This is a genomic window from Lichenicoccus roseus (genome assembly GCF_005844085.1).
In the GTDB taxonomy this organism is placed as follows: domain Bacteria; phylum Pseudomonadota; class Alphaproteobacteria; order Acetobacterales; family Acetobacteraceae; genus Lichenicoccus; species Lichenicoccus roseus.
Genome location: NZ_VCDI01000001.1, coordinates 653,258 through 672,688, shown reverse-complemented (window position 1 = coordinate 672,688; position 19,431 = coordinate 653,258). Strand labels below are relative to the sequence as shown.

Annotated in this window: 17 protein-coding genes and 1 pseudogene; 10 read left to right on the top strand and 8 right to left on the bottom strand. The window is 68.7% G+C overall.

Annotated features, from left to right (window positions below):
* The first annotated feature begins 7 nt into the window (after positions 1-7).
* Positions 8-1,435 (top strand): carbohydrate porin, encoded by a 1,428-nt coding sequence (locus FE263_RS02975; protein WP_138324440.1) that lies wholly within the window; start codon positions 8-10, stop codon positions 1,433-1,435.
* A 14-nt stretch (positions 1,436-1,449) separates the two neighbouring features.
* Positions 1,450-1,761, top strand: a complete 312-nt coding sequence (locus tag FE263_RS02970; protein ID WP_138324439.1) for a hypothetical protein — start codon at positions 1,450-1,452, stop codon at positions 1,759-1,761.
* Here FE263_RS02970 and FE263_RS02965 read toward each other — a convergent pair.
* The 7 genes and pseudogenes from FE263_RS02965 to FE263_RS02935 form a co-directional block, all read right to left on the bottom strand.
* Positions 1,762-2,066: pseudogene (locus FE263_RS02965) on the bottom strand (CcdB family protein).
* Complete coding sequence (locus FE263_RS02960) at positions 2,066-2,311, bottom strand: type II toxin-antitoxin system CcdA family antitoxin (RefSeq protein WP_138324438.1); 246 nt, start codon at positions 2,309-2,311, stop codon at positions 2,066-2,068. Before FE263_RS02960 ends, FE263_RS02965 begins: the two are co-directional and overlap by 1 nt.
* A gap of 84 nt (positions 2,312-2,395) precedes the next feature.
* Entirely contained in the window at positions 2,396-3,310 is a 915-nt protein-coding gene (locus FE263_RS02955) for a hypothetical protein (RefSeq protein WP_138324437.1), read from the bottom strand.
* Positions 3,311-3,318: 8 nt separating this feature from the next.
* On the bottom strand, positions 3,319-4,281 hold the full coding sequence (locus FE263_RS02950; protein ID WP_138324436.1) for an MlaD family protein: 963 nt from the start codon (positions 4,279-4,281) through the stop codon (positions 3,319-3,321).
* Positions 4,282-5,025 carry a P-loop NTPase family protein gene (locus tag FE263_RS02945; protein WP_138324435.1) on the bottom strand — a complete coding sequence of 248 codons (744 nt, stop codon included), beginning with the start codon at positions 5,023-5,025 and terminating at the stop codon, positions 4,282-4,284.
* A gap of 61 nt (positions 5,026-5,086) precedes the next feature.
* The gene (locus FE263_RS02940; RefSeq protein ID WP_240758955.1) at positions 5,087-5,959 is read right to left on the bottom strand and encodes an MlaE family ABC transporter permease; all 873 of its coding nucleotides are present in this window, start codon (positions 5,957-5,959) and stop codon (positions 5,087-5,089) included.
* Between the two features lie 101 nt (positions 5,960-6,060).
* Positions 6,061-8,496: a cache domain-containing protein gene (locus FE263_RS02935; protein ID WP_138324434.1), complete on the bottom strand. Its 2,436-nt coding sequence runs from the start codon at positions 8,494-8,496 to the stop codon at positions 6,061-6,063.
* 190 nt (positions 8,497-8,686) lie between these two features.
* On the opposite strand from FE263_RS02935, the gene FE263_RS22000 reads away from it, so the two are divergent.
* From FE263_RS22000 to FE263_RS02910, 6 genes are all read left to right on the top strand, one after another.
* On the top strand, positions 8,687-8,827 hold the full coding sequence (locus tag FE263_RS22000; RefSeq protein ID WP_171033900.1) for a hypothetical protein: 141 nt from the start codon (positions 8,687-8,689) through the stop codon (positions 8,825-8,827).
* 73 nt (positions 8,828-8,900) lie between these two features.
* Positions 8,901-9,623: a response regulator transcription factor gene (locus tag FE263_RS02930; RefSeq protein WP_240758954.1), complete on the top strand. Its 723-nt coding sequence runs from the start codon at positions 8,901-8,903 to the stop codon at positions 9,621-9,623.
* A 9-nt stretch (positions 9,624-9,632) separates the two neighbouring features.
* Positions 9,633-11,081, top strand: a complete 1,449-nt coding sequence (locus FE263_RS02925; RefSeq protein WP_240758953.1) for a sensor histidine kinase — start codon at positions 9,633-9,635, stop codon at positions 11,079-11,081.
* A gap of 157 nt (positions 11,082-11,238) precedes the next feature.
* Positions 11,239-14,466 (top strand): efflux RND transporter permease subunit, encoded by a 3,228-nt coding sequence (locus tag FE263_RS02920; protein ID WP_138324433.1) that lies wholly within the window; start codon positions 11,239-11,241, stop codon positions 14,464-14,466.
* Entirely contained in the window at positions 14,463-15,782 is a 1,320-nt protein-coding gene (locus FE263_RS02915; RefSeq protein WP_138324432.1) for an efflux RND transporter periplasmic adaptor subunit, read from the top strand. The genes FE263_RS02920 and FE263_RS02915 overlap by 4 nt, the downstream gene beginning before the upstream one ends.
* Complete coding sequence (locus tag FE263_RS02910; RefSeq protein ID WP_138324431.1) at positions 15,779-17,293, top strand: efflux transporter outer membrane subunit; 1,515 nt, start codon at positions 15,779-15,781, stop codon at positions 17,291-17,293. The genes FE263_RS02915 and FE263_RS02910 overlap by 4 nt, the downstream gene beginning before the upstream one ends.
* An 81-nt stretch (positions 17,294-17,374) precedes the next feature.
* Here FE263_RS02910 and FE263_RS02905 read toward each other — a convergent pair whose 3' ends face one another.
* On the bottom strand, positions 17,375-18,037 hold the full coding sequence (locus tag FE263_RS02905; RefSeq protein ID WP_138324430.1) for a PadR family transcriptional regulator: 663 nt from the start codon (positions 18,035-18,037) through the stop codon (positions 17,375-17,377).
* 214 nt (positions 18,038-18,251) lie between these two features.
* Between FE263_RS02905 and rplK the strand changes: the two genes are divergently transcribed.
* A complete protein-coding gene (rplK, locus tag FE263_RS02900; protein WP_138324429.1) occupies positions 18,252-18,686 on the top strand; it encodes a 50S ribosomal protein L11 in 435 nt (144 codons plus the stop codon).
* Between the two features lie 3 nt (positions 18,687-18,689).
* Positions 18,690-19,382 (top strand): 50S ribosomal protein L1, encoded by a 693-nt coding sequence (rplA, locus tag FE263_RS02895; RefSeq protein ID WP_138324428.1) that lies wholly within the window; start codon positions 18,690-18,692, stop codon positions 19,380-19,382.
* The last annotated feature ends 49 nt before the right edge of the window (positions 19,383-19,431 follow it).

Here is a 19,431-nt window from a genome sequence, read left to right as displayed (position 1 = left end):
CAGGCGCATGGCTATCAGGATCCCTTCGCTCCGGCTGACGGCGGCCACTCTCTCCCTCGGCTGTCTTGCAATGCCGGCGCTGGCGCAGACTTCGCTCGCCCCGAGCACCCGCGTGGCCACCCCGCTCGGCCAGCTGAACGGTGCCAGCTCGGTGCCGGCGTTGCCGCAGCCGGAGGCGCTGTTTCCCGACCTCTTCGGTCTCGGGCCGACGCTGCGCGACCACGGCATCGCGGTGCTGCTGGACAACACCAACGAGTTCGACGGCGTCATCAGCGGGCCGCAGAAGGGCACCACCAATTCCGGCCAGTATGCGCTGGAGACCGATATCGACTGGGAGAAGCTGGCCGGCCTGCGCGGCTTCTCGACGCACACGGTGGTCGTCGGGCGCTACGGCATTCCGGCCAGCCGCATCTTCGGCGACAACCTCGATCCGAGCCAGGAAATCTACGGCTCCGGCGGCAATGTCGTGGTGCATCTGGTCTATGCCTATGGCGAGGAGACGGTCGCACGCGGTCGCTTCGACGTGGCGTTCGGGCGCATTCCGTTCCTGAACGACTTCTCGTCCTCGCCGCTCTACTGCAACTTCCAGAACAACGCCTTCTGCGGAAACCCGAAGGCGTCCTCGGACAACATCGCGCACTCCTCCTATCCCGATGCGGGCTGGGCGATCCGCGCACGTGGCCGGCCGACGGTGGACACCTACCTGCAGACCGGCATCTTCTTCGACGAGGCCGGGATCTACACCAACGCCTTCCAGCGCACCGGCTTCCGCTTCGACAGTGCGCAGATCGACGGCGAGACCTTCCCGGTCGAGGCAGGCTGGGAGCCGAGCTTCGGCGCCGACAAGATGCCCGGGCACTACAAGCTGGGTTTCGCCTTCGACAACACCAATCACGCGGACGATTACTTCGCGGTCAATGGCAGCGCGATCGCGCAGTCCGGCCTGGGCGCAAGGCAACTGCATGGCAGCACGGCGGAGTGGGCCGAGTTCGACCAGATGGTGATGCGCAACGGTGCCGGCGCCACCGACGGCGTCATCGTGTTCGGCGGCTACTACCATAACGACCCGGCCTCGGCGACACGCGCGGACCAGTACGAGATCGCAGCCCTCGATCGCGATTTCTGGCACGCGCGGCCGTTCGACACCATCGGCGTCGCCTTCAGCTATATCGGCGTGAGCAGTGCGCTGACCCGCACCGAGGAACTGCAGCAGGAACTCGGCCTGCCGATCACCGGCACCGGCTCGACTTTCTACGATGCCAGCACGCCCGGCATCCAGAGCCATACGATGAACATCGAGGCCAACTACCAGATCCACGTCATGCGCGGCGTCACCTTCGCGCCGGACTTCCAGTATTTCATCCGCCCGAACGCGCAGAGCAACCTGCACGACGCGGCACTGCTCGGCTTCAAGAGCCACATCGAACTGTTCTGAGGATATCCATCGGCATGGACCGCGAGGAACTGACAGCCTGGGCGTTGTCGAACGGCTGGCAGATCCTGGCGGGGTGCCCGAGCCTGACCAAGCCATCGTCGCCGAAGGAGGCCATCGTGCGGATGGTGTTCAAGGCTACGGTGGTCAATCTCGAGGTCAAGAAGCCCGCCGGCAAGTGGGAGAAGATCTCCGGCGAGGCCTACGGCAAGGTCGTCCCCGACGAGGACGGCCAGCCGCAGGGCCTGGGCTTCGAGCGCATCCCGAGCTTCTCGATGCTGATGCGCGACAACCGCGACCGGCAGGTGTTCGCGGGCTTCAAGGGATAGTCAGAAGCCTGCCAGAAGCAGGTCGAGCGCGCGGGTGATCTCGTCCCGCCTCGTCGCGAGAGACAGCACAGAACGCCTGAGGTCCCTGGCGGGCACGGCGGCGATGAATTGCGTCAGCATCAGAGTGGCCGCCCATCGATGTCGAAGATCGGATCGAGGCCGCACGCCGGCATCGGTGCCTGCTTTGCTGTCCGCAGCGGCACGACGACGCGCGTGCCGAGGGCTTCCAGGAAGCCGGTCTGTACGTCCAGCACGTATTCGGTCCTGCCCGTTCCCGACGTCGGATAGACGTCGAAGCGGCTCATCAGAACTGGCGGAATTCGCCCAGCGGCACACCGTTGCGCTCGACGTAGTCGTTCGCGGAGGCAAGCGCCGCGCCATTCTCGCGCAGCCATGCAGCCGCTTGATGACGGGCGATCTCCGCTTTGAGCCCCTGTGCGCACGCCTCGGAGAGGTTCAGGCCAAGCGCACGGGCCTCCGCCAGCAGGTCTGCCGGCAGAGTGACGTTGGTGGGCCAACGCCTCGTTTGCGCCGAAGCAGTTCTTGGCATCGATGAGGTCCCCTGGGTGACAAGGTGTAAGGCATATCGACCATGCGCATGTGAATGCCTATCTCGCCAGCTGATGGTGCAGGTTCAGGTGCCTGCGACGTGGGCGAGCCTTTGCCGGGCCGCCCCGGCGGTGGCCAGGCTGGCCCCGGGCATCGTCGCCTGCTTCAGCCACGCCCGGCCATTGGCTTTGTCGCCACGCGCCGCGGCACTTTCGCCGGCCTGCAGGTAGAGGTCGGCGGCCTGGCTGGCATTGCCCTGCAGCTGCCGGGCGCGGGCGGCAAGCACCAGGGCCTGCGCCATTCCGGCATAGTCCAGGGTCTCGCGGCGCAGGTCGGCGGCGGCGAGGGCGCTCGCGGCGGCATCGGTCGCATCGTTGCGGCGCAGCGCGAGCCTTGCGGCGAGTTCGGCGCGGTCCGCACGCCATTCGGGCGCCGGCTGATGCTTGCCGCCTGTCGGTAATTGGAACATCGACAGCGCCGCCGCCAGCCCGGGCGTATCGCCGCGCGCATCGGCCACGATGCCCCGCACATAGCTGGCGCGGGCGACGGTTGCCGGATCGGATGCGGTCGCCTGCGCATGCCGCGCCCAGCCATCCGCCAGGCCCTCGTCGCCAAGCCGGTGCAGCGTCGCCGCCTGTACCAGGTCGAGTTCCGCGAAGCCGGGCCGGTCGCGTGCCGCCAGCTCGATGCGGGTCCGCTGCACCGTTGCCAGCGCGCCGCCGGGATCGGCCGCGGCGAGTTGAGCGGTGGCCAGGTCGTAGCCGAGATCGCCGATGGCGCCGGCATCGTTGCGTGCCAGCGCGAGGTCGAAGCCGTGCCGGTACTGCTGCACCGCCTGCTGCGGATGATCGAACTCCAGCGCCTGCCGGCCGGAATGTGCCGCCTGGTGCAGGGCGGTGTCCTCGGGCGGCAGGGCAGGCGCGTGGCCACCGCAGCCGGCGAGAGCCAGCGCCAGCGCCAGCAGGCCGAGCGCCGGCAGGCCAGGTGCTGGCGTAATCATGCGGCACTTCATGGCTTCACCGCGCCCGGCGGCAGTCGCAGCGGATCCGGAGCCGGAGTGCCGCTGCCACCGAGCAGCCAGTTGCCCCGCAGCTGCGCCAGCAGTTTCTCCAGCTGCTCGGTGGAGGCCTGCGCCTGGGTCAGCAGCGCCGGCAGGTTGGCGGTGGTGTCGGCCACGTTGCGTGCGATCACCGGCAGCTGCGGCGTCGCCTGCTTCAGGTCACCGGTCGCGGCCCGCACGTTGGCGAGGATCTGGCCGGTGCGATCCTCCAGCCCGGGCACGCGGCCCACGATCGGATCGAGTTTCGCCACCATCTCCTTGAGGTTGCCGACCGTCGCCTCGGCCTGCCGGATCAGGGTGTCGTCGGCGAGCAGCCGGCCGGCGGACCCTTTGCCCTCGTGGATGCCGACGATGATGGTGTTCAGCGTCGCCATCGCGGCGTTGGCGTTGGCGAGCGTCGGCAACAGCGAGGCGCGCACCTGCGCCAGGGTGGCGATCAGGGTGTCGACCGGGTTCGGCTCCGCGGTGGCGTCGATCACCGCGAAGTCCCAGTCCAGCCTGGTGCCGGTGCCGCGCGAGATATCCACGAACGACGCGCCGGCGACGCCGTACTGGCGCTTGATCACCGCCTTGCTGTCGCGCCGGATATACGGGTCGGCGTCGTAGTTGATGGCGGCGATCGCATACATCTCGCCCTGGCCGTCCGGGTTCAGCACCAGCCGGCGTATGGTCCCGGCATGGGTGCCGAGCACGTCGACATCGTCGCCCACCACCAGCCCGGCGACGCCCCCCTGCGGCAGCACGATGCGCAGCGTGGAGTCCGGCCGCAGCCACTTCTTCAGGATGCCGGCCTCGAACACCGCGCCGAAGAACAGCGCGGCCGCCAGCAGCACCAGCGCGCCGACCCATTCGTCGGTGTGGCGAAGATCGAGGATGCGACTGCGTCGGTCGGGTCGTCGTGTCTGCAGCATTCAGTCGGTCCGCTCTCGTTCCGTCGCATCGCGTTGCCGGCTTTTCTCGCGCACGCTGCGCACCGGGTTCAGCCCGTCCTCGAGCAGGTGCAGGTGGTGCGCGAGCGGGAAGGCCTGGGTCCGCCACAGCCGGCTGTCGCGGGTGAAGCAGATCGCAGCCGCACCCCGGTCGAGGGCGCGGGTCAGCAGGTTGAGCAGCGGCGTGATCAGCTCGTCGCTGTCGGCGCTGATGCTGTGTTCGAGCAGCAGCAGGCGCGGCTCGCCCAGGAAGGCGCGCACGCAGGCCGCCCGCATCAGGTCCGCCTCCGGCATTGCCTCCGGGCGTCCGATCGGCAGGCCCGGCAGCCCCACCTGGCGTGCCAGCTCCACCGCCTGGTCGACCAGGCTGTCGAGCGGCTCGCGTGTGTGGTGCAGCAGCGGCAGCAGGATGTTGATATGGGTGCGCAGCATGCCGATCCATGCTCCGCGCTGCGGCAGCCGGCCGATACGTCCACGCAGCGCGTAGGTCTGCTCGTGGCCGAGCTCGCTCCAGTTGTAGCCCATGAAGCGGACCGCGCCATCGCGCAGATCGAGCATGCCGCTGCACAGGTCGGACAAGGCGGTGGCGCGGTCGGCGTCGTGCGTCACCACCAGTGCGCACTCGCCGGCCATCAGGCGCAGGTCGAAGCGGGTGTTCGGCAGCGCGCTCTGGTCGAAGAACGGCCGCGCCGCCGCCAGCTCCAGCACCGGATCGGTCGCCTTCATCGGACGGTGCCCCGCTTCATCAGACGGTCCCCTGCCTTCATCAGACGCTCCCCTGTCTTCATCAGACGGTCAGCGTGAGCAGGATGCTGGTGACCATGATCACCAGGATGCCGCGCACGAAGCCCCGGGGCATCAGCGAGGCGAGGTCGTCGTCGGTCGACGCGGTCAGGCCGGTCAGGCAGGAGCTGAGCCCGACCAGATAGCCGATGGCGAACAGCTTGGCCGGGATCACCATGTAGTCGCGCACGGTCATCGCCGAGACCACCTTGTCGAGGAACAGCCACAGGCTGTCCTGGGTGGTGCCGAGCGCCGCGCTGACGATGTAGCCCATGACCAGCGCCACGGCCGCGAACAGCATGCCGAGCGTGAAGCCGCTGAGCGACATCGCCAGGGTACGGGGCATCACCAGCAGCAGGAACGGGTCGATGCCCTGCGAGATCATGGTGCGCACCTGGCCGCCGGCCTTCAGCATGCCGAACTCCGTGACGGTAAGCATGCCGCTGCGCCCGAGCAGGATCAGCCCGACCAGCAGCGGCGTGAGTTCGCGCACCAGCACGGTGACCAGCAGCGAGCCGGCCAGTTCCGCCTGACCGGCGACGCCAAGCCAGTAGAGCGCCTGGCTGACCATGGCGAAGCCGGTGAGGGAGGCGGTGACGAAGGCGGTGGCGAGGCCGCCGATGGTGGCCTGCCGCATGGTGATGCGGAACTCGTGCCGGACGGTGCGGCGCCAGGAGATCGGTCGCACCGCCTCGCGCAGCACGCCCCAGCTGGCGGCGGCCAGCATGCACAGGAAGCTGATGCGCTGCTTCGTGAAATGGCCTGTCGCGGCCAGCCAGCGCTGCCAGGCCGGCGCGTCGCCGCGGCGAGGTGCAGCCGGCGGGGGTTGCGGCGTCGGCGTGCCGTGCGGCTGGCCGGCGGTGGCGAGGCCGCTCACCGGCGGCCTCTTCTTTTGGCAAAGGGCCCGCTCACCGCCGGCCTCTTCTTTTGGCAAAGGGCCCGCTCACCGGCGGCCTCTTCTTTCGGCAAAGTGCCCGCTCACCTTCGGCCGGCCAGGATGAAGGTGCGCGCGGTGCCGACGCGGGGGACGTAGAACATGCCGCGCGGCCGGAACAGGAACTGCCGGTTCAGCGCCTCGTATGCGCCCTCGCTGACCTGGATGCTGCCGCTCTCCACAGCGCTCTGGGCCATCAGCTCGGCGGTGTGGATCACGTCGCCCCACAGGTTGAACAGCCTTGGCTCCTGTCCCAGCGCGCTGCCAAGCGCCTGTCCGAAATCCATGCCGATGCGGAACACCGGATCGAGGTCGCTGCGGGCGAGCAGGGTGAGGCAGGTTTCCCGCGCCGCCAGTGCCGCATCGGCAAGGCGGATCGCGGCGGTCGGGTCCGGCGTGTCGGTGCAGCCGGCGGCGGCGACCAGATGATGACCGGTGAGCTTCATGTAGGGCAGGTCGAATTTCGTCGCCAGCTCCTGCATGGCGCGCGCGATCTCGTCGGCGATGCTGCTCATGGCCTCGGCATCGCGTGTATTGATCACCACCGCATCGTCGAAGCGCAGCACCATCGCCGCAACCTGCGGATAGACGTTGGCGGCGAGGTCGCGCCGGCCGTCGTCATCGAGCGCCAGCACCGGGCTGAACCGTCCCGGCGCGTGTTCAGGCGTCCTGGAGGCGGCATCCGGGGTGCCATTCCGGTGGTCGACGTCCTGCGTGTCCGCCGCCTCGATGGTGTCCTCCTGCTCGCCGGTCAGGTCGGCGGCCCGCCGCGGCGCGTCCTGCTCCGGCCTGCGCATCCGGATCGCGGCGATGCCGGTCACCGCGGCGTTGAAGTTGCGCGCCTGATCACCGGCCTCGGGATCCTCCAGCAGCAAGGCCCCGGCGACCGCGCCTGCGCCACTCGCCGCCTCGCCGCCCCGCGCGCCGGTTGCCCCGCGCACCGGCAATACCGCGAGCGCGCGGCTGCCGAAGCTGCGCATCAGCAGGCGGTGCACGTCGGCGGTGCGCGGGTCGCGCCGCGCATCCGCAACGGCGATCGGCTCGCCGCCGGCCAGGCTGTCGAAGAACCCCGGCGCCTCCGATCGCGACAATTCGAGGCCGCCGCTGTGCGAGGCCTGGTTGCGGTCGAACAGATCCTCGCAATGCAGGATCAGCCCATCGCCGGCGAGCCGCCAGACGCTGACCCGCTGGGCGGCGTTCATCTCGGCCAGGGTCTCGCTCAGGGCCGGCAACGACTGGCCGGGATCGAACAGCCCCGGCTGCACCGCCAGCGCCGACAGCGCGCGACCCTCGTTGTCGCCGATCTCCTGCTGGCGGCGCAGCCGGCGTGCCAGCCGGTCACCGCGCCGGTTCTGCCGGATCAGCATCACCCCCAGCAGGCTGGCAAGCGCGATGGTGATCAGCGACAGCAGCAGGTGCCGGCGGCCGTTGGTCTCGGCGAAGCGGGTGAAGTCGCGCTCGGGGGCCGCGATCAACAGAACCCAGTCCTCGCCGGCGGCGGGCAGGCGTGCCGCGATGGTGACGTAGCGGCGGCCATGGATGGTGAGCGTGCGGTTGCCGTAGCTCTGCACCCGGAAGCGGTCGTAGGCGGCCTGCAGCGCCGGGTCGTCGAGTGCGCCGATGGTGGCGCTGTCGCCGGCCTTCGCGGCGGCGACCTTGGCCGTCGCGTGGGCGGGCTGCAGCATCTCGGGCGCGGCGATGATCTGGCCGTCGCGCCCGACGATCGCCGCCCGGCCGCTCTGGCCGATGTGCAGCGAGGTCAGGAACCTGGAGAGTTCGGCCAGGGTGATGTCGACGCCGAACACGCGCTGCAGCGAGCCGGGTGCGCTGCTCTCGCCGTAGTGGATCGCCGCCGTGATGCCGGGCGTCCGGGTGGTGTAGAAGATGTACGGCTGCGACCAGTAGACGCTGCTGGTGTGCAGCGCGCCCTGGTACCAGTCGCGCAGGCGGGGATCGAAATTGTCGCCCGGCATCACCTTGTCGTCGATGACATGCCCGGCATCGTCCAGGTGCACGGAGGCGACGCGCCGCCCTGCCGCGCTGTTCAGGATGTACTTGGTGTCGGTGCCGCCCTGCGGGTCGCGGCGCACCATCATGAAGTCGCCGTTGGAGTTGCCGATGAAGAAGCCCGACAGGTTGGGCACCTGCCGTAGCATGCTCGACGCGTAGGCCTCCATGGCGGTGCGGCCGTCGGGAATGGCGTTGCGGGCGACCATGTCGCGGGCGATGAAGGCGGCACGGGTCGCCGGCGCGAGGTAGTTGTCGACCTCGTGCGCGATGCGCGCCTGCAGGGTGTTCAGCACGTCATGGGTGAGGTCGAGCGCGGTCTGCCGGTTCGCCTGATAGGTGTAGAAGGTCACCCCGAGGATCGAGAGGATCACCAGCACGACGCCCAGCAGCGGCACGCCGACACGCGCCAGCAGCTGCCGCCGGCGCCGCATCCGCGTCTGGCTGATGTCGACGATCTCGTCGATCGGCACCGTTAGAGCCTCCCAGTGACCACCCGGAATCCCGCAATTGAGACTGGGAACGGCAAGCTGCCACAGAGCTTCCGATTTACCAATGTGACCGGCTGTTACTATTCCTGGCCGCAAGACGGGACTTGAAACGAGGCCGCGGAGGGCCTCACTTAGAAGAAGCTCTCAGGTGCGGAATGCCATGGTTGTCCCGATGATCGAGTTGTCGCTGCTGCCGCTGCTGGTGATCTCTCTCTGGGTCACGCTCCGGCGCACCATGGCGGCGAAGATGGTGCCGGTACGCGTACGGTCGAGGCGTATGCCGCCCCACCAGGAACATCGCGACCGTTTCTAGCGGAGCTGAATCTTCAAGGACCTGAAGGGCTTTTTAATCGCCGGCGGCTGCTCGCAGCGGCCAGCTACCGTGCATGATCGCCTCGACCAAGATCATTCCAGACATGCCACCCGCCGCCCTCCCTCGCGTGCTGCTGATCGAGGATGACGCCAAGATCGCGGCAGACGTGGCCGAGGAACTTTCGCTCCGCGGCTTCGCGGTGACCGTCGCCGAGACCGGGACGCAGGGCCTGGAAAGCGCCACCATTGCGGCGTTCGACGTGATGGTGGTGGACCGCCTGCTGCCCGGGCTCGATGGGCTGGCGCTGATCGAACAGCTGCGACGGCAGGGCGATCGCACGCCGGTGCTGGTCCTGAGCGCGCTGTCCGCGGTCGACGACCGGGTCGGCGGGCTGAAGGCTGGTGGCGACGACTACCTCACCAAGCCGTTCGCGATGGAAGAACTGGCGGCGCGCCTGGAGGCCTTGCTGCGTCGTCCGATCGAGACACGGGAAAGTGTGCTCCGCGCCGGGCCACTGGTCCTGGACCTGATCGAACGCAGCGTGCGCCGCGACGAGCGGGCCATCGAGCTGTTGCCGCGCGAGTTCCGGCTGCTGGAATACCTGGTGCGGCGGCCGGATCGGGTGCTGACCCGCGACATGCTGCTCGAGGATGTCTGGCACTACCGCTTCATTCCGCAGACCAACCTGGTGGACGTCCATATCGGCAAGCTGCGCCGCAAGGTGGATGCCCCGGGCGAGACGCCGCTGATCCACAGCATACGCGGCGCCGGCTTCATGCTGCGCACCACCGGCTAGGTCCGCCCGATGCGGCGGCCCGCTCCTATCGGTGGCAGGATCTTCGGCACAGGCATCCTCGGCACCCGTATCCTGGGCACGGGCATCTTCGGCACCAGTACCTTCCGGCTGTCGCTCGGCTCGGCCGGCTTCCTGCTCGCCGCCTTGCTGCTGCAGTCGGCGCTGATCTTCTGGCAGACCACCAGCTACCAGATCATGCGCACCGACCTGCTGCTGGCCCGCGAGGCGGCGCTGATCACCGCGCAGTCGAGGCCGCTGCTCGACCAGCAACTGCGCATGCGGGCCTCGGACGACCTGCATCTGCTGATCGCCGGCGCCGGGCTGTTCGACGCGCGGCACCACGTCCTGAACGGCAACCTGCCGGACTATCCGGAGGGACTGCAGCCGGACGGGCCGGTGCAGCAGCTGGTTGTGCATCCGACCGGGCAGGGGCCGCGCATCGTGCGCGCACAGGCGCTGAGGCTGCGCAACGGCGACATCCTGGTGCTGGCGCGTGGGCTGCGCGATCTCGAGGAGGTCCGCTTCGTGGTGCTGCGGGCGCTGCTGCTCTGCGCGGTGCCCTCGACCCTGCTGGCAGTGGCCGGGGGCGCCTGGCTCAGCCACCGCGCGCTGCTGCGGGTCGGCATCATGCACCGCGCCGTCGACCGGATCATGGCGGGCGACCTGCACGAGCGTCTGCCGGCGGGGCGCGAGCGCGACGATCTCGACCGGCTTGCCGGCAGCGTGAACCGCATGCTGGACCGGCTCGAACACCTGCTGGACGAGATCAAGGGCGTCGGCGACGACATCGCGCACGACCTGCGCACGCCGCTGGCGCGGGTCCGCACCCGGCTGGAGCGGGCGCGCAACCTGCCGCCCGAGCGGGACCGGGTAGGCGAGATGCTCGACCGTGCGATCGCGGACCTCGACCAGTGCTTCTCGGTGATCACCGCGCTGCTGCGTATCGGCGAGATCGAGAATGGCCGCCGCCGCGCCGCCTTCGCCACGGTGGAGCTCACCGAGATCGTCGACGACATCGTCGACCTCTACGAGCCGATCGCAGAGGCGCGCCAGATCGCGCTGCTGGCCGGACGCTGCGAGCCGGTGCGGGTGCATGGCGACCGCGACCTGCTGATCGAGCTGGTCGCCAACCTGATCGACAACGCCATCAAGTTCACCCCGGAGGGCGGCCGGGTCGAGATCGGCGCACGGGCCCGGGACGGCGCCGCGGTGCTGCACGTGGCCGACAGCGGGCCGGGCATCGCGGCTGCCGAGCGGGAGGCGGTGCTCGGACGGTTCTACCGCTCCGACAAGAGCCGCCATGTCCCGGGTAGCGGCCTCGGCCTCAGCCTGGTCGGCGCCATCGGCCGCCTGCACGATGCCCGCATCACCATCGCCGACGCCGGATCGGCCCCTGGCCCCGGCTGTCTCATCGAGGTGGCGCTGCCGATCCGCCACCACGCCATCGCCGTCCCCTGACAGGCACGAGCCGGGACAAGCCCCGGGGCACTGTCCTAAAATGGATTTTCATTGGCGGCCGGCGCGACCGACGCTAGGTCCGGATCAGGGCAATCGGAGCCGGCGCCTGCCAGCGTCGTGAGACGACCATGATCATCCAGCCGCGGCGACACCGTACGTGAACGCCATCGTCCTGGTGGCGCTTCGCCGCCCGCTCACCTTCGTGGTGATGAGCATCCTGATCGTGCTGTTCGGGATCATGGCGGTGCTCAAGACACCGACCGACATCTTTCCCAACATCAAGATCCCGGTGGTGGCGGTGGTCTGGACCTATACCGGCCTGCTGCCCGCCGACATGTCCGGCCGGGTAGTGTACTACTACGAGCGCTCGCTGACCGCGACGGTCGAGAATATCGAGCACATCGAGAGCCAGTCGCTATACGGCCGCGGCATCGTCAAGATCTTCTTCCAGCCGGGCACCGACATCGCAGCCGCGCAGGCGCAGATCACCTCGATCTCGCAGACCGTGCTGAAGCAGATGCCGGCCGGCATCACGCCGCCGCAGGTGCTGTCCTACAACGCATCCTCGGTCCCGGTGCTGGACCTGCAGGTCTCGGCCCCCGGCATGACGTCCTCGCAGGTCTACGACATGGCCTCCAACCTGATCCGGCCGGAGCTGATCTCGGTGCCGGGGGCGGCGATCCCGAGCCCCTACGGCGGCGCCGCGCTCAACGTCGAGATCGATCTCGACCAGCGCAAGCTGCTGGCGCACGGTCTGTCGGCCGACGATGTCGGGCGGGCGCTCGCCACCCAGAACGTCGTGCTGCCGGCCGGTGACCAGAAGATCGGCGCCATCGACTACATGGTCGAGACCAACTCGACGCCGCTCAAGGTGGAGCAGTTCAACGACCTGCCGATCAAGCAGGTCGGCAACGCCATCGTCTACCTGCGCGACGTCGCGCACGTCTATCGCGGCTCGCCGCCGCAGCAGAACGCGGTGCTGGTGCACGGACAGCAATCGGTGCTGATCGAGGTCCTGAAGAGCGGCGATGCCTCCACGCTGGCGGTGGTCAGCGGCATCAAGGCGATGCTGCCCGGCATCATCAGGACGCTGCCGAAGGGCACCACCATCACGCCGCTGAACGACACCTCCGGCTTCGTGCGCGACAGCGTGTTCGAGGTGGTGCAGGAGATGGTCACCGCCGCGTTCCTGACCGGCATGACGGTGCTGCTGTTCCTCGGCTCGTGGCGCTCGACGCTGATCGTGGCGACCTCGATCCCGCTCTCCATCCTGTGCTCGGTGCTCGCCCTGTCCTGGCTCGGCCAGACCATCAACGTCATGACCCTCGGCGGCCTGGCGCTGGCGGTCGGCATCCTGGTCGACGACGCCACCGTGATGATCGAGAACATCGACAGCCATCTCGAACACGGCGCCGAACTCGAGCCGGGCATCATCGAGGCCGCCAACCAGATCGTGGTGCCGACCTTCGTCGCGACCCTGTGCATCTGCATCGTCTGGCTGCCGCTGTTCCAGCTCTCCGGCATCGGCGGCTGGCTGTTCATGCCGCTGGCGGAAGCCATCATCTTCGCGATGATCGCCTCCTTCATCCTGTCGCGTACCCTGGTGCCGACGATGGCGGCGTGGCTGTTGCGCGCCCAGGTGGCGCAGCACGCCAAAGGGCCGAACCCCAATCCCGGACCGTTCGGCCGCTTCCAGCGCGGCTTCGAGGCACGCTTCACCAGCTTCCGCGAGGGCTACCAGCGCGTGCTCGCCGGCATCGTTGCCATCCGCGGGCGCTTCATCCTGGGCTTCCTGGGCGCCGCGTTCGCCTCGCTGCTGCTGATCCCGTCGCTGGGCCGCGACTTCTTCCCGAGCATCAAGTCGGGCGAGATCGATATGCACATGCGTGCCCCGATCGGGACAAGGCTCGAGGATGCCTCGATGATCTCGGTTCTGGTGAACAAGTCGGTGCGCGACCTGCTGCCTGGCCGCGTCAGCAACATGGTCAATAATTGCGGCCTGCCGGCGAGTGGCATCAACGAGGCCTACAATTCAACCGGCACCATCGGGCCGCAGGATTGCGACATCACCATCAGCCTGAAGAACGACGAGGCGCCGGTGGATGATTACCGGGCGCTGCTGCGACGCGAGCTGCCGAAGCGTTTCCCGGGCACCGCGTTCACCTTCCTGCCCGGCGACATCACCGCCAAGATCCTGAATTTCGGCCTGCCGGCGCCGATCGACGTGCAGGTCTCCGGACGCGGCCTAGAAGCCAACCTCGCCTATGCGAACCAGATGGTGGCGCGGCTGCGCCGGATCCCGGGCATCGCCGACGTGCACATCCAGCAGGCCTTCAACGAGCCCACCCTGCGCGTCGCATCGTCGCGTTCGTTCGCGCTCGGCACCGGGCTCACCGAGGCCGACGTCGCCAACAACGCGCTCGCCACCCTCTCGGGCAGTGGCCAGACCGCGCCGACGTACTGGCTCGATCCGAGCAACGGCATCTCGCACCTGGTCAACACGCAGACCCCGCAGAACCAGCTCACCAGCATGAACGACCTGGAGACCATCCCGGTCGACAAGGGCGACGGCAACCCGAAGGGCGGCAACCTGCAGTTGCTCGGCGGCCTCAGCCACATCAGCCAGACCGGCAGTGCGCTGCTGAACTCGCACTACAGCATCCTGCCGGTGATCGACATCTTCGCCACCAGCCAGGCGCGCGACCTCGGCGCCGTCAACGACGCGGTGGCCGATGTGGTGAACCAGATGAGCGGCAGCGTTCCGCACGGCGCCAGCGTGCATCTGCGCGGCCAGGCCACCACGATGGGCGTCGCCTACGTGCAGCTGATCGAGGGCCTCGCGCTGTCGATCCTGCTGGTCTACCTGGTGATCGTGGTGAACTTCCAGTCCTGGCTGGATCCGTTCATCATCATCTCGGCGCTGCCGGCCGCACTCGCCGGTATCGTCTGGAGCCTGTTCCTGACCCGCACCACGCTGTCGGTGCCAGCGCTGACCGGCGCGATCATGTGCATGGGCACCGCCACCGCGAACTCGATCCTGGTGGTCTCGTTCGCCCGCGAGCGCCTTGCCGAGCATGGCGACGCGGTGCGCGCCGCGATCGAGGCGGGCTATGGCCGTATCCGTCCGGTGCTGATGACGGCGCTGGCGATGATGATCGGCATGCTGCCGATGTCGTTCAGCAACACCCAGAATGCGCCGCTCGGCCGCGCGGTGATCGGCGGCTTGATGGTTGCGACCTGCGCCACGCTGCTGTTCGTACCCTGCGTGTTCGCGCTGCTGCACCGGCGCGAGGCGGCGCCGCGCCAGCACGGGCCCGGCCTGATCGACCGGACCGCCGGGCCGGCGCGAACGCCACGTCGTCCGGAAGGAGCACTGCAGGCATGACCACCCGGCAACAGCTCCGCCATGGCCCGGTGCGCGCCCCGCGCAGCCGCGTCGGCCTGGTTTCCCTGGTCATACTGGTGCTGGCGATCCTGCTCGCCGCCTGGGGGTTGTGGGACCGGCACAGCCACCTTGCCGACCTGCGCACCGCGGCCGACGACACTGCGGTGGACGACGTGCAGCTGATCTCCGCGACCCATGGGCCGCCGTCGCGCACCCTCGACCTGCCGGGCACCGTCAATGCCTGGTATGCGGCGCCGATCTACGCGCAGGTCTCCGGCTACGTGCAGATGTGGTTCAAGGACTACGGCGCCGCCGTGCAGAGGCACGCGCTGCTGGCGACCATCGACGCACCAGGCCTGGACGAGCAGTTCGAGACCGCGAAAGCCAATCTCGCGGTGGCGCAGGCGCGCTACGACCTCGCCGTTGTCACCGCGCATCGCTGGAGCGCGCTCGCCGGCACCCAGGCGGTCTCGCAGCAGGAAGTCGACGTGCAGGTCGCCAACGCCACCGCGCAGAAGGCGCAGGTGCAGGCGGCGCAGCACGAGGTCGCGCGCTACCAGGCGATGGAAGCCTTCAAGAACGTGGTGGCGCCGTTCGATGGCGTGGTCACGGCGCGCAACACCGATGTCGGCAGCTACGTGAGTGCAGCCGGCGGCGACCTGCATTCCAGCGGCGGATCGTCCGAGCTGTTCAGCGTGTCGGACATCCACAAGCTGCGCATCTATGTTTCGGTGCCGCAGGATTATTCCGCGGTGCTGAAGCCCGGCCTCACCGCGACGCTGACCTTCTCGCAGTTTCCCGGCCGCAGCTTCAAGGCCGAGTTCCTGACCACCGCGAACGCCTTCAACCCGCAGACCCGCACCGTCGTCACCGAGCTTACGGTGGACAATGCCGACCACCTGATCTGGCCGGGCACCTACACAGACGTCCGTTTCGTGATCCCGTCCGACCCGGACATCCTGATCGTTCCGGAGCAGGCGCTGCTGTTCCGCGACCATGGCCTGCAGGTGGCCATGGTGCGACCGGATAGTACTGGACCGGATGGAACCATACATCTGCAGGACGTGAAGCTCGGCCTCAATCTCGGGCAGACCGTGCAGGTGGTGGCCGGGTTGAAGCCGACCGACCGCTTCATCGATGCGCCCTCCGCCGGCCTGCTGGAAGGCCAGCACGTGCATGTGGTGACCGGGGTCCCCGGGGTGGCGGTGAAGCCTGCGCCGCCGGCTGCGGATCCGGCGACGGCGCGCAACCCGCACATGAGCACGGCGCAGCGCGAACGCATCGAGGCGGCCCGCGGGGGCGCGCCCGATCAATGAGAAGAGGTGGACTGGCGCGTGCCGCCGGCCTCGCGGGGCTGGCGGTGCTGACCTGCTGCGAACTCGCGGGGTGCGACCTGGCGCCGTCGTATCGGCCGCCGCACCCGCTGCTGCCGGCGAGCTACCAGGGCTCCGCACCGTTCAGGGTGGCGCACCCGCTCGACCGGCTGCCGCGTGGGCCGTGGTGGCAGAGCTTCGGCGACCCGGTGCTCGACACGCTGGAAGCCCGGCTCGAACTCGACAATCCGAACCTGCTCGCGGCCTACGAGGCCTACACGCAGTCGCGCGACCTGGCCGGCGAGGCGCGTTCCGGCCTGTTCCCGCAGATGAATGCCGATGCCGGCACCACCGACAACAAGCAGTCGCAGCACCGGCTGTTCCGCGGCAGCCCGACCGGCACCAACGAGCAATCCTCCAACACCATCGGCGCGACGGTGGCCTGGGACCCGGATTTGTGGAGCCGCATCCGCAACGAGACCAAGCTGTACAAGGAGCAGGCGCAGGCGACGGCAGCGGACGTGGCGAACGCCAGGCTCAGCCTCGAGGTGCAGCTGGCGTCCGACTACATCGCGCTGCGCGGCCTCGACACCCAGCACTACGTCTACCAGCAATCGATTGCCCTGTACCGCAAGGCGGTCGGCATCACCTCGATGCGCCTCGCCGGCAAGATCGCCTCCGGCCTTGATGTGGCGCGGGCGCAGAACCAGCTCGCGGCCGCCGAGGCCGAGGACAGCGCGACACTGGCGAGCCGCGCCACCCTGCAGCACGCGATCGCCGTGCTTACCGGCACCAACCCGAGCAGCTTCAGCATCGCGCCGGTTGCGGAGGCGCATCTCACGGTGCCGGTGATCCCGGCCGGGGTGCCGTCGACGCTGCTGCAGCGCCGGCCGGACATCGCCGCCGCCGAGCGCGACATGGCGGCGGCCAGCGCCGCGATCGGCGTCTCGCGCGCGGCGTTCTACCCGGATGTCACCATCAGCCTGCAGAGCGGCTTCCAGGACTATGGCTGGTCGCTGGCCAGCCTGACGAACAGCATGTGGGCGGTCGGCGCGTCGGCACTGCTGCCGCTGTTCGAGGGCGGGCTGCGCAAGGCGGAGCTGCAGCGCAGCTGGTCGTCCTATTCGCAGACCGCCGACAACTACCGCGCCACCGTGCTGACCGCGTTCCAGCAGGTCGAGGACGGTCTGTCGCTGACCGGCATCCTGGCGACCGAGCTGTCGCAGCAGGTCGCCGCCGTGCGCTCGGCGGACAAGGCGCAGGACATGACGCTTGCGCTCTATACGGGCGGCCTCGACAACTATCTCGATGTCACCGTGAGCCAGGTCTACGCGCTGACGGCGCAGATCGCCGCCGTGCAGGTGGAGACGACGCGGCTGCAGGCGGCGGTGAACCTGATCGGAGCCCTCGGTGGCGGATGGTCCACCGGCGAGTTGCCGACGCCCGACCAGACGCTGCCGTTCAACCCGCTGAGCCCGGCCCGGTCGCCGGGTGATGTCCACACGCCGGGCTGACCTCGACCGCCGAGTGCTGCGTCGAATTCCATCCGCCGAGGGTGATGCATCGCGGGCATGGCGTGCGGGCCGAGCGGCTCGTCAGGCCGCACCGGTTTCCCTTGCAGGATCCTTTCCCAGGATCTCCGTGGCAGCCCGCATGAGGATCGCGGCGATGCGACGTGCCTCCTCCGGTGCGCAGCCGCGCTTGCGCATCAGGGCATGCCTGATGGCATGCCGCGCCTCATGCAGCTCGTCCGCCGCGTGCGGGTCGGCATCGTCCACGCCGGCGAAGGCCTCGCGGACCCCTGCCATCCGGCCGCCGATGCGGGCCAGGGTCTCCAGGATCATCGTCGCCTGCTCGCGGTTCTCATCGAGTTGCGAGAGGCCGGCTGCGGTCAGGGTGTAGAGCTTGCGGTTGCCATCCTGGGTCACCTGGGCGTGCCCGATCTCCTCGAGATAGGTCAGTGCCGGGTAGATCATGCCGGGGCTCGGCGCATAGAAACCGCCGGAGCGCTCCTCGAGCATGCGGATCAGCTCATAGCCGTGCGCCGGCTGCTCGCCGAGCAGGGCAAGCAGGACCAGCTGCAGCTCCGCGGAGCCCAGCTTGCGGCCGCCTGGCATCCCGTCGCCGCCCATGAAGCCGCCGCCCCGGCCGAAGCCGCCGCCGCGACCATGGCCGAAACCGCCGCGACCGCGATGCGGGCCGATGGTGTGCAACCAGTGGTGGATGTGATGAGAGAAATTTTCTGTTCTGTATGACATGTCTTACGATATGTCTTTCGAGACAGATCCGTCAATCGGGTAATCGGTTCGCAGGGTCGCCGATCACGCCGGCACCTTGACAAGGATGCCGGGCGGGGGCTAGGAGCGCGCCTCTCATGGAACGCGGGAGACCCGTCCTGCCGGCCCGGATTGCTCCGGTGCTGCGGCGACCGGTCGCACGAACCGCGGTCCTGGCTGAACAGGAGCCAAGGATATGGCGAAGAAGATCGTCGGCTACATCAAGTTGCAGATCCCGGCGGGCAAGGCCAATCCGTCGCCGCCGGTGGGACCTGCGCTCGGCCAGCGTGGCCTGAACATCATGGCGTTCTGCAAGGAGTTCAACGCGGCGACGCAGGGCCTGGAGGTCGGCATGCCGATCCCGGTCGTGATCACCGCATTCGCAGACCGTACCTTCACCTTCATCACCAAGACGCCGCCGAACACCTACTTCCTGCTCAAGGCTGCCAAGGTCAGCAAGGGAAGCCCGACTGTCGGCAAGGGTGCGGCTGCGGGGCGGGTCACGACCGCGCAGCTGCGCGAGATCGCGCTGGAGAAGATGAAGGACATGAACGCCAACGACGTGGATGGCGCCATTCGCATGCTGGCAGGCTCGGCCCGGTCGATGGGTCTCACCGTGGTGGAGGGCTGACCCATGGCCAAGGACAAGCGTCTCGAAGCTGCCCGCGCCAAGATCACCGCCAACAAGGCCTATGGTCTGGATGATGCGATCCGCCTGGTGAAGGGCAACGCCACCGCCAGGTTCGACGAGACCGTCGAGATCTCGCTCGGCCTCGGTATCGATCCTCGTCACGCCGACCAGATGGTGCGAGGCCTGCTCAGCCTGCCGAACGGCACCGGCAAGACGCTTCGTGTCGGCGTGTTCGCACGCGGGCCGAAGGCCGAGGAGGCACTCGCCGCCGGGGCCGACGTGGTCGGCGCCGAGGACCTCGCCGAGAAGGTGCAGGCCGGCGAGATCGGCTTCGACCGCTGCATCGCGACGCCGGACATGATGGCCCTTGTCGGCCGCCTGGGTAAGATCCTCGGCCCGCGCGGCCTGATGCCGAACCCCAAGCTCGGTACCGTGACGATGGACGTGAAGGGCGCGGTCACCGCCGCCAAGTCGGGCCAGGTCGAGTTCCGCGCCGAGAAGGCCGGTATCATCCATGCCGGCATCGGCAAGGCGTCGTTCGACGAAGCCAAGCTTGCCGAGAACATCCGCGCCCTGGTGGACGCGATCCAGAAGGCCAAGCCGACCGGCGCCAAGGGTGTGTATCTACAGCGGGTGGCACTGTCCTCGACGATGGGCCCTGGCGTGAAGGTGGACGTGGCGTCGTTTACCGGCTGATTCGAATGCGAGCCCGTCCTCCGGGGCGGGCCTGAGTAGGAGCGCCGAT

What these genes read in the sequence shown, in the direction of transcription:
- rplK (WP_138324429.1), top strand. Translation starts at nt 18,252, where the DNA reads ATGGCGAAGAAGATCGTCGGCTACATCAAGTTGCAGATCCCGGCGGGC.
- FE263_RS02950 (WP_138324436.1), bottom strand. Translation starts at nt 4,281, where the DNA reads ATGCTGCAGACACGACGACCCGACCGACGCAGTCGCATCCTCGATCTT.
- FE263_RS02925 (WP_240758953.1), top strand. Translation starts at nt 9,633, where the DNA reads ATGCGGCGGCCCGCTCCTATCGGTGGCAGGATCTTCGGCACAGGCATC.
- FE263_RS02975 (WP_138324440.1), top strand. Translation starts at nt 8, where the DNA reads ATGGCTATCAGGATCCCTTCGCTCCGGCTGACGGCGGCCACTCTCTCC.
- FE263_RS02945 (WP_138324435.1), bottom strand. Translation starts at nt 5,025, where the DNA reads ATGAAGGCGACCGATCCGGTGCTGGAGCTGGCGGCGGCGCGGCCGTTC.
- FE263_RS02955 (WP_138324437.1), bottom strand. Translation starts at nt 3,310, where the DNA reads ATGATTACGCCAGCACCTGGCCTGCCGGCGCTCGGCCTGCTGGCGCTG.
- FE263_RS02910 (WP_138324431.1), top strand. Translation starts at nt 15,779, where the DNA reads ATGAGAAGAGGTGGACTGGCGCGTGCCGCCGGCCTCGCGGGGCTGGCG.
- FE263_RS02970 (WP_138324439.1), top strand. Translation starts at nt 1,450, where the DNA reads ATGGACCGCGAGGAACTGACAGCCTGGGCGTTGTCGAACGGCTGGCAG.
- FE263_RS02960 (WP_138324438.1), bottom strand. Translation starts at nt 2,311, where the DNA reads ATGCCAAGAACTGCTTCGGCGCAAACGAGGCGTTGGCCCACCAACGTC.
- FE263_RS02905 (WP_138324430.1), bottom strand. Translation starts at nt 18,037, where the DNA reads ATGTCATACAGAACAGAAAATTTCTCTCATCACATCCACCACTGGTTG.
- FE263_RS02930 (WP_240758954.1), top strand. Translation starts at nt 8,901, where the DNA reads ATGATCGCCTCGACCAAGATCATTCCAGACATGCCACCCGCCGCCCTC.
- FE263_RS02915 (WP_138324432.1), top strand. Translation starts at nt 14,463, where the DNA reads ATGACCACCCGGCAACAGCTCCGCCATGGCCCGGTGCGCGCCCCGCGC.
- rplA (WP_138324428.1), top strand. Translation starts at nt 18,690, where the DNA reads ATGGCCAAGGACAAGCGTCTCGAAGCTGCCCGCGCCAAGATCACCGCC.
- FE263_RS22000 (WP_171033900.1), top strand. Translation starts at nt 8,687, where the DNA reads ATGATCGAGTTGTCGCTGCTGCCGCTGCTGGTGATCTCTCTCTGGGTC.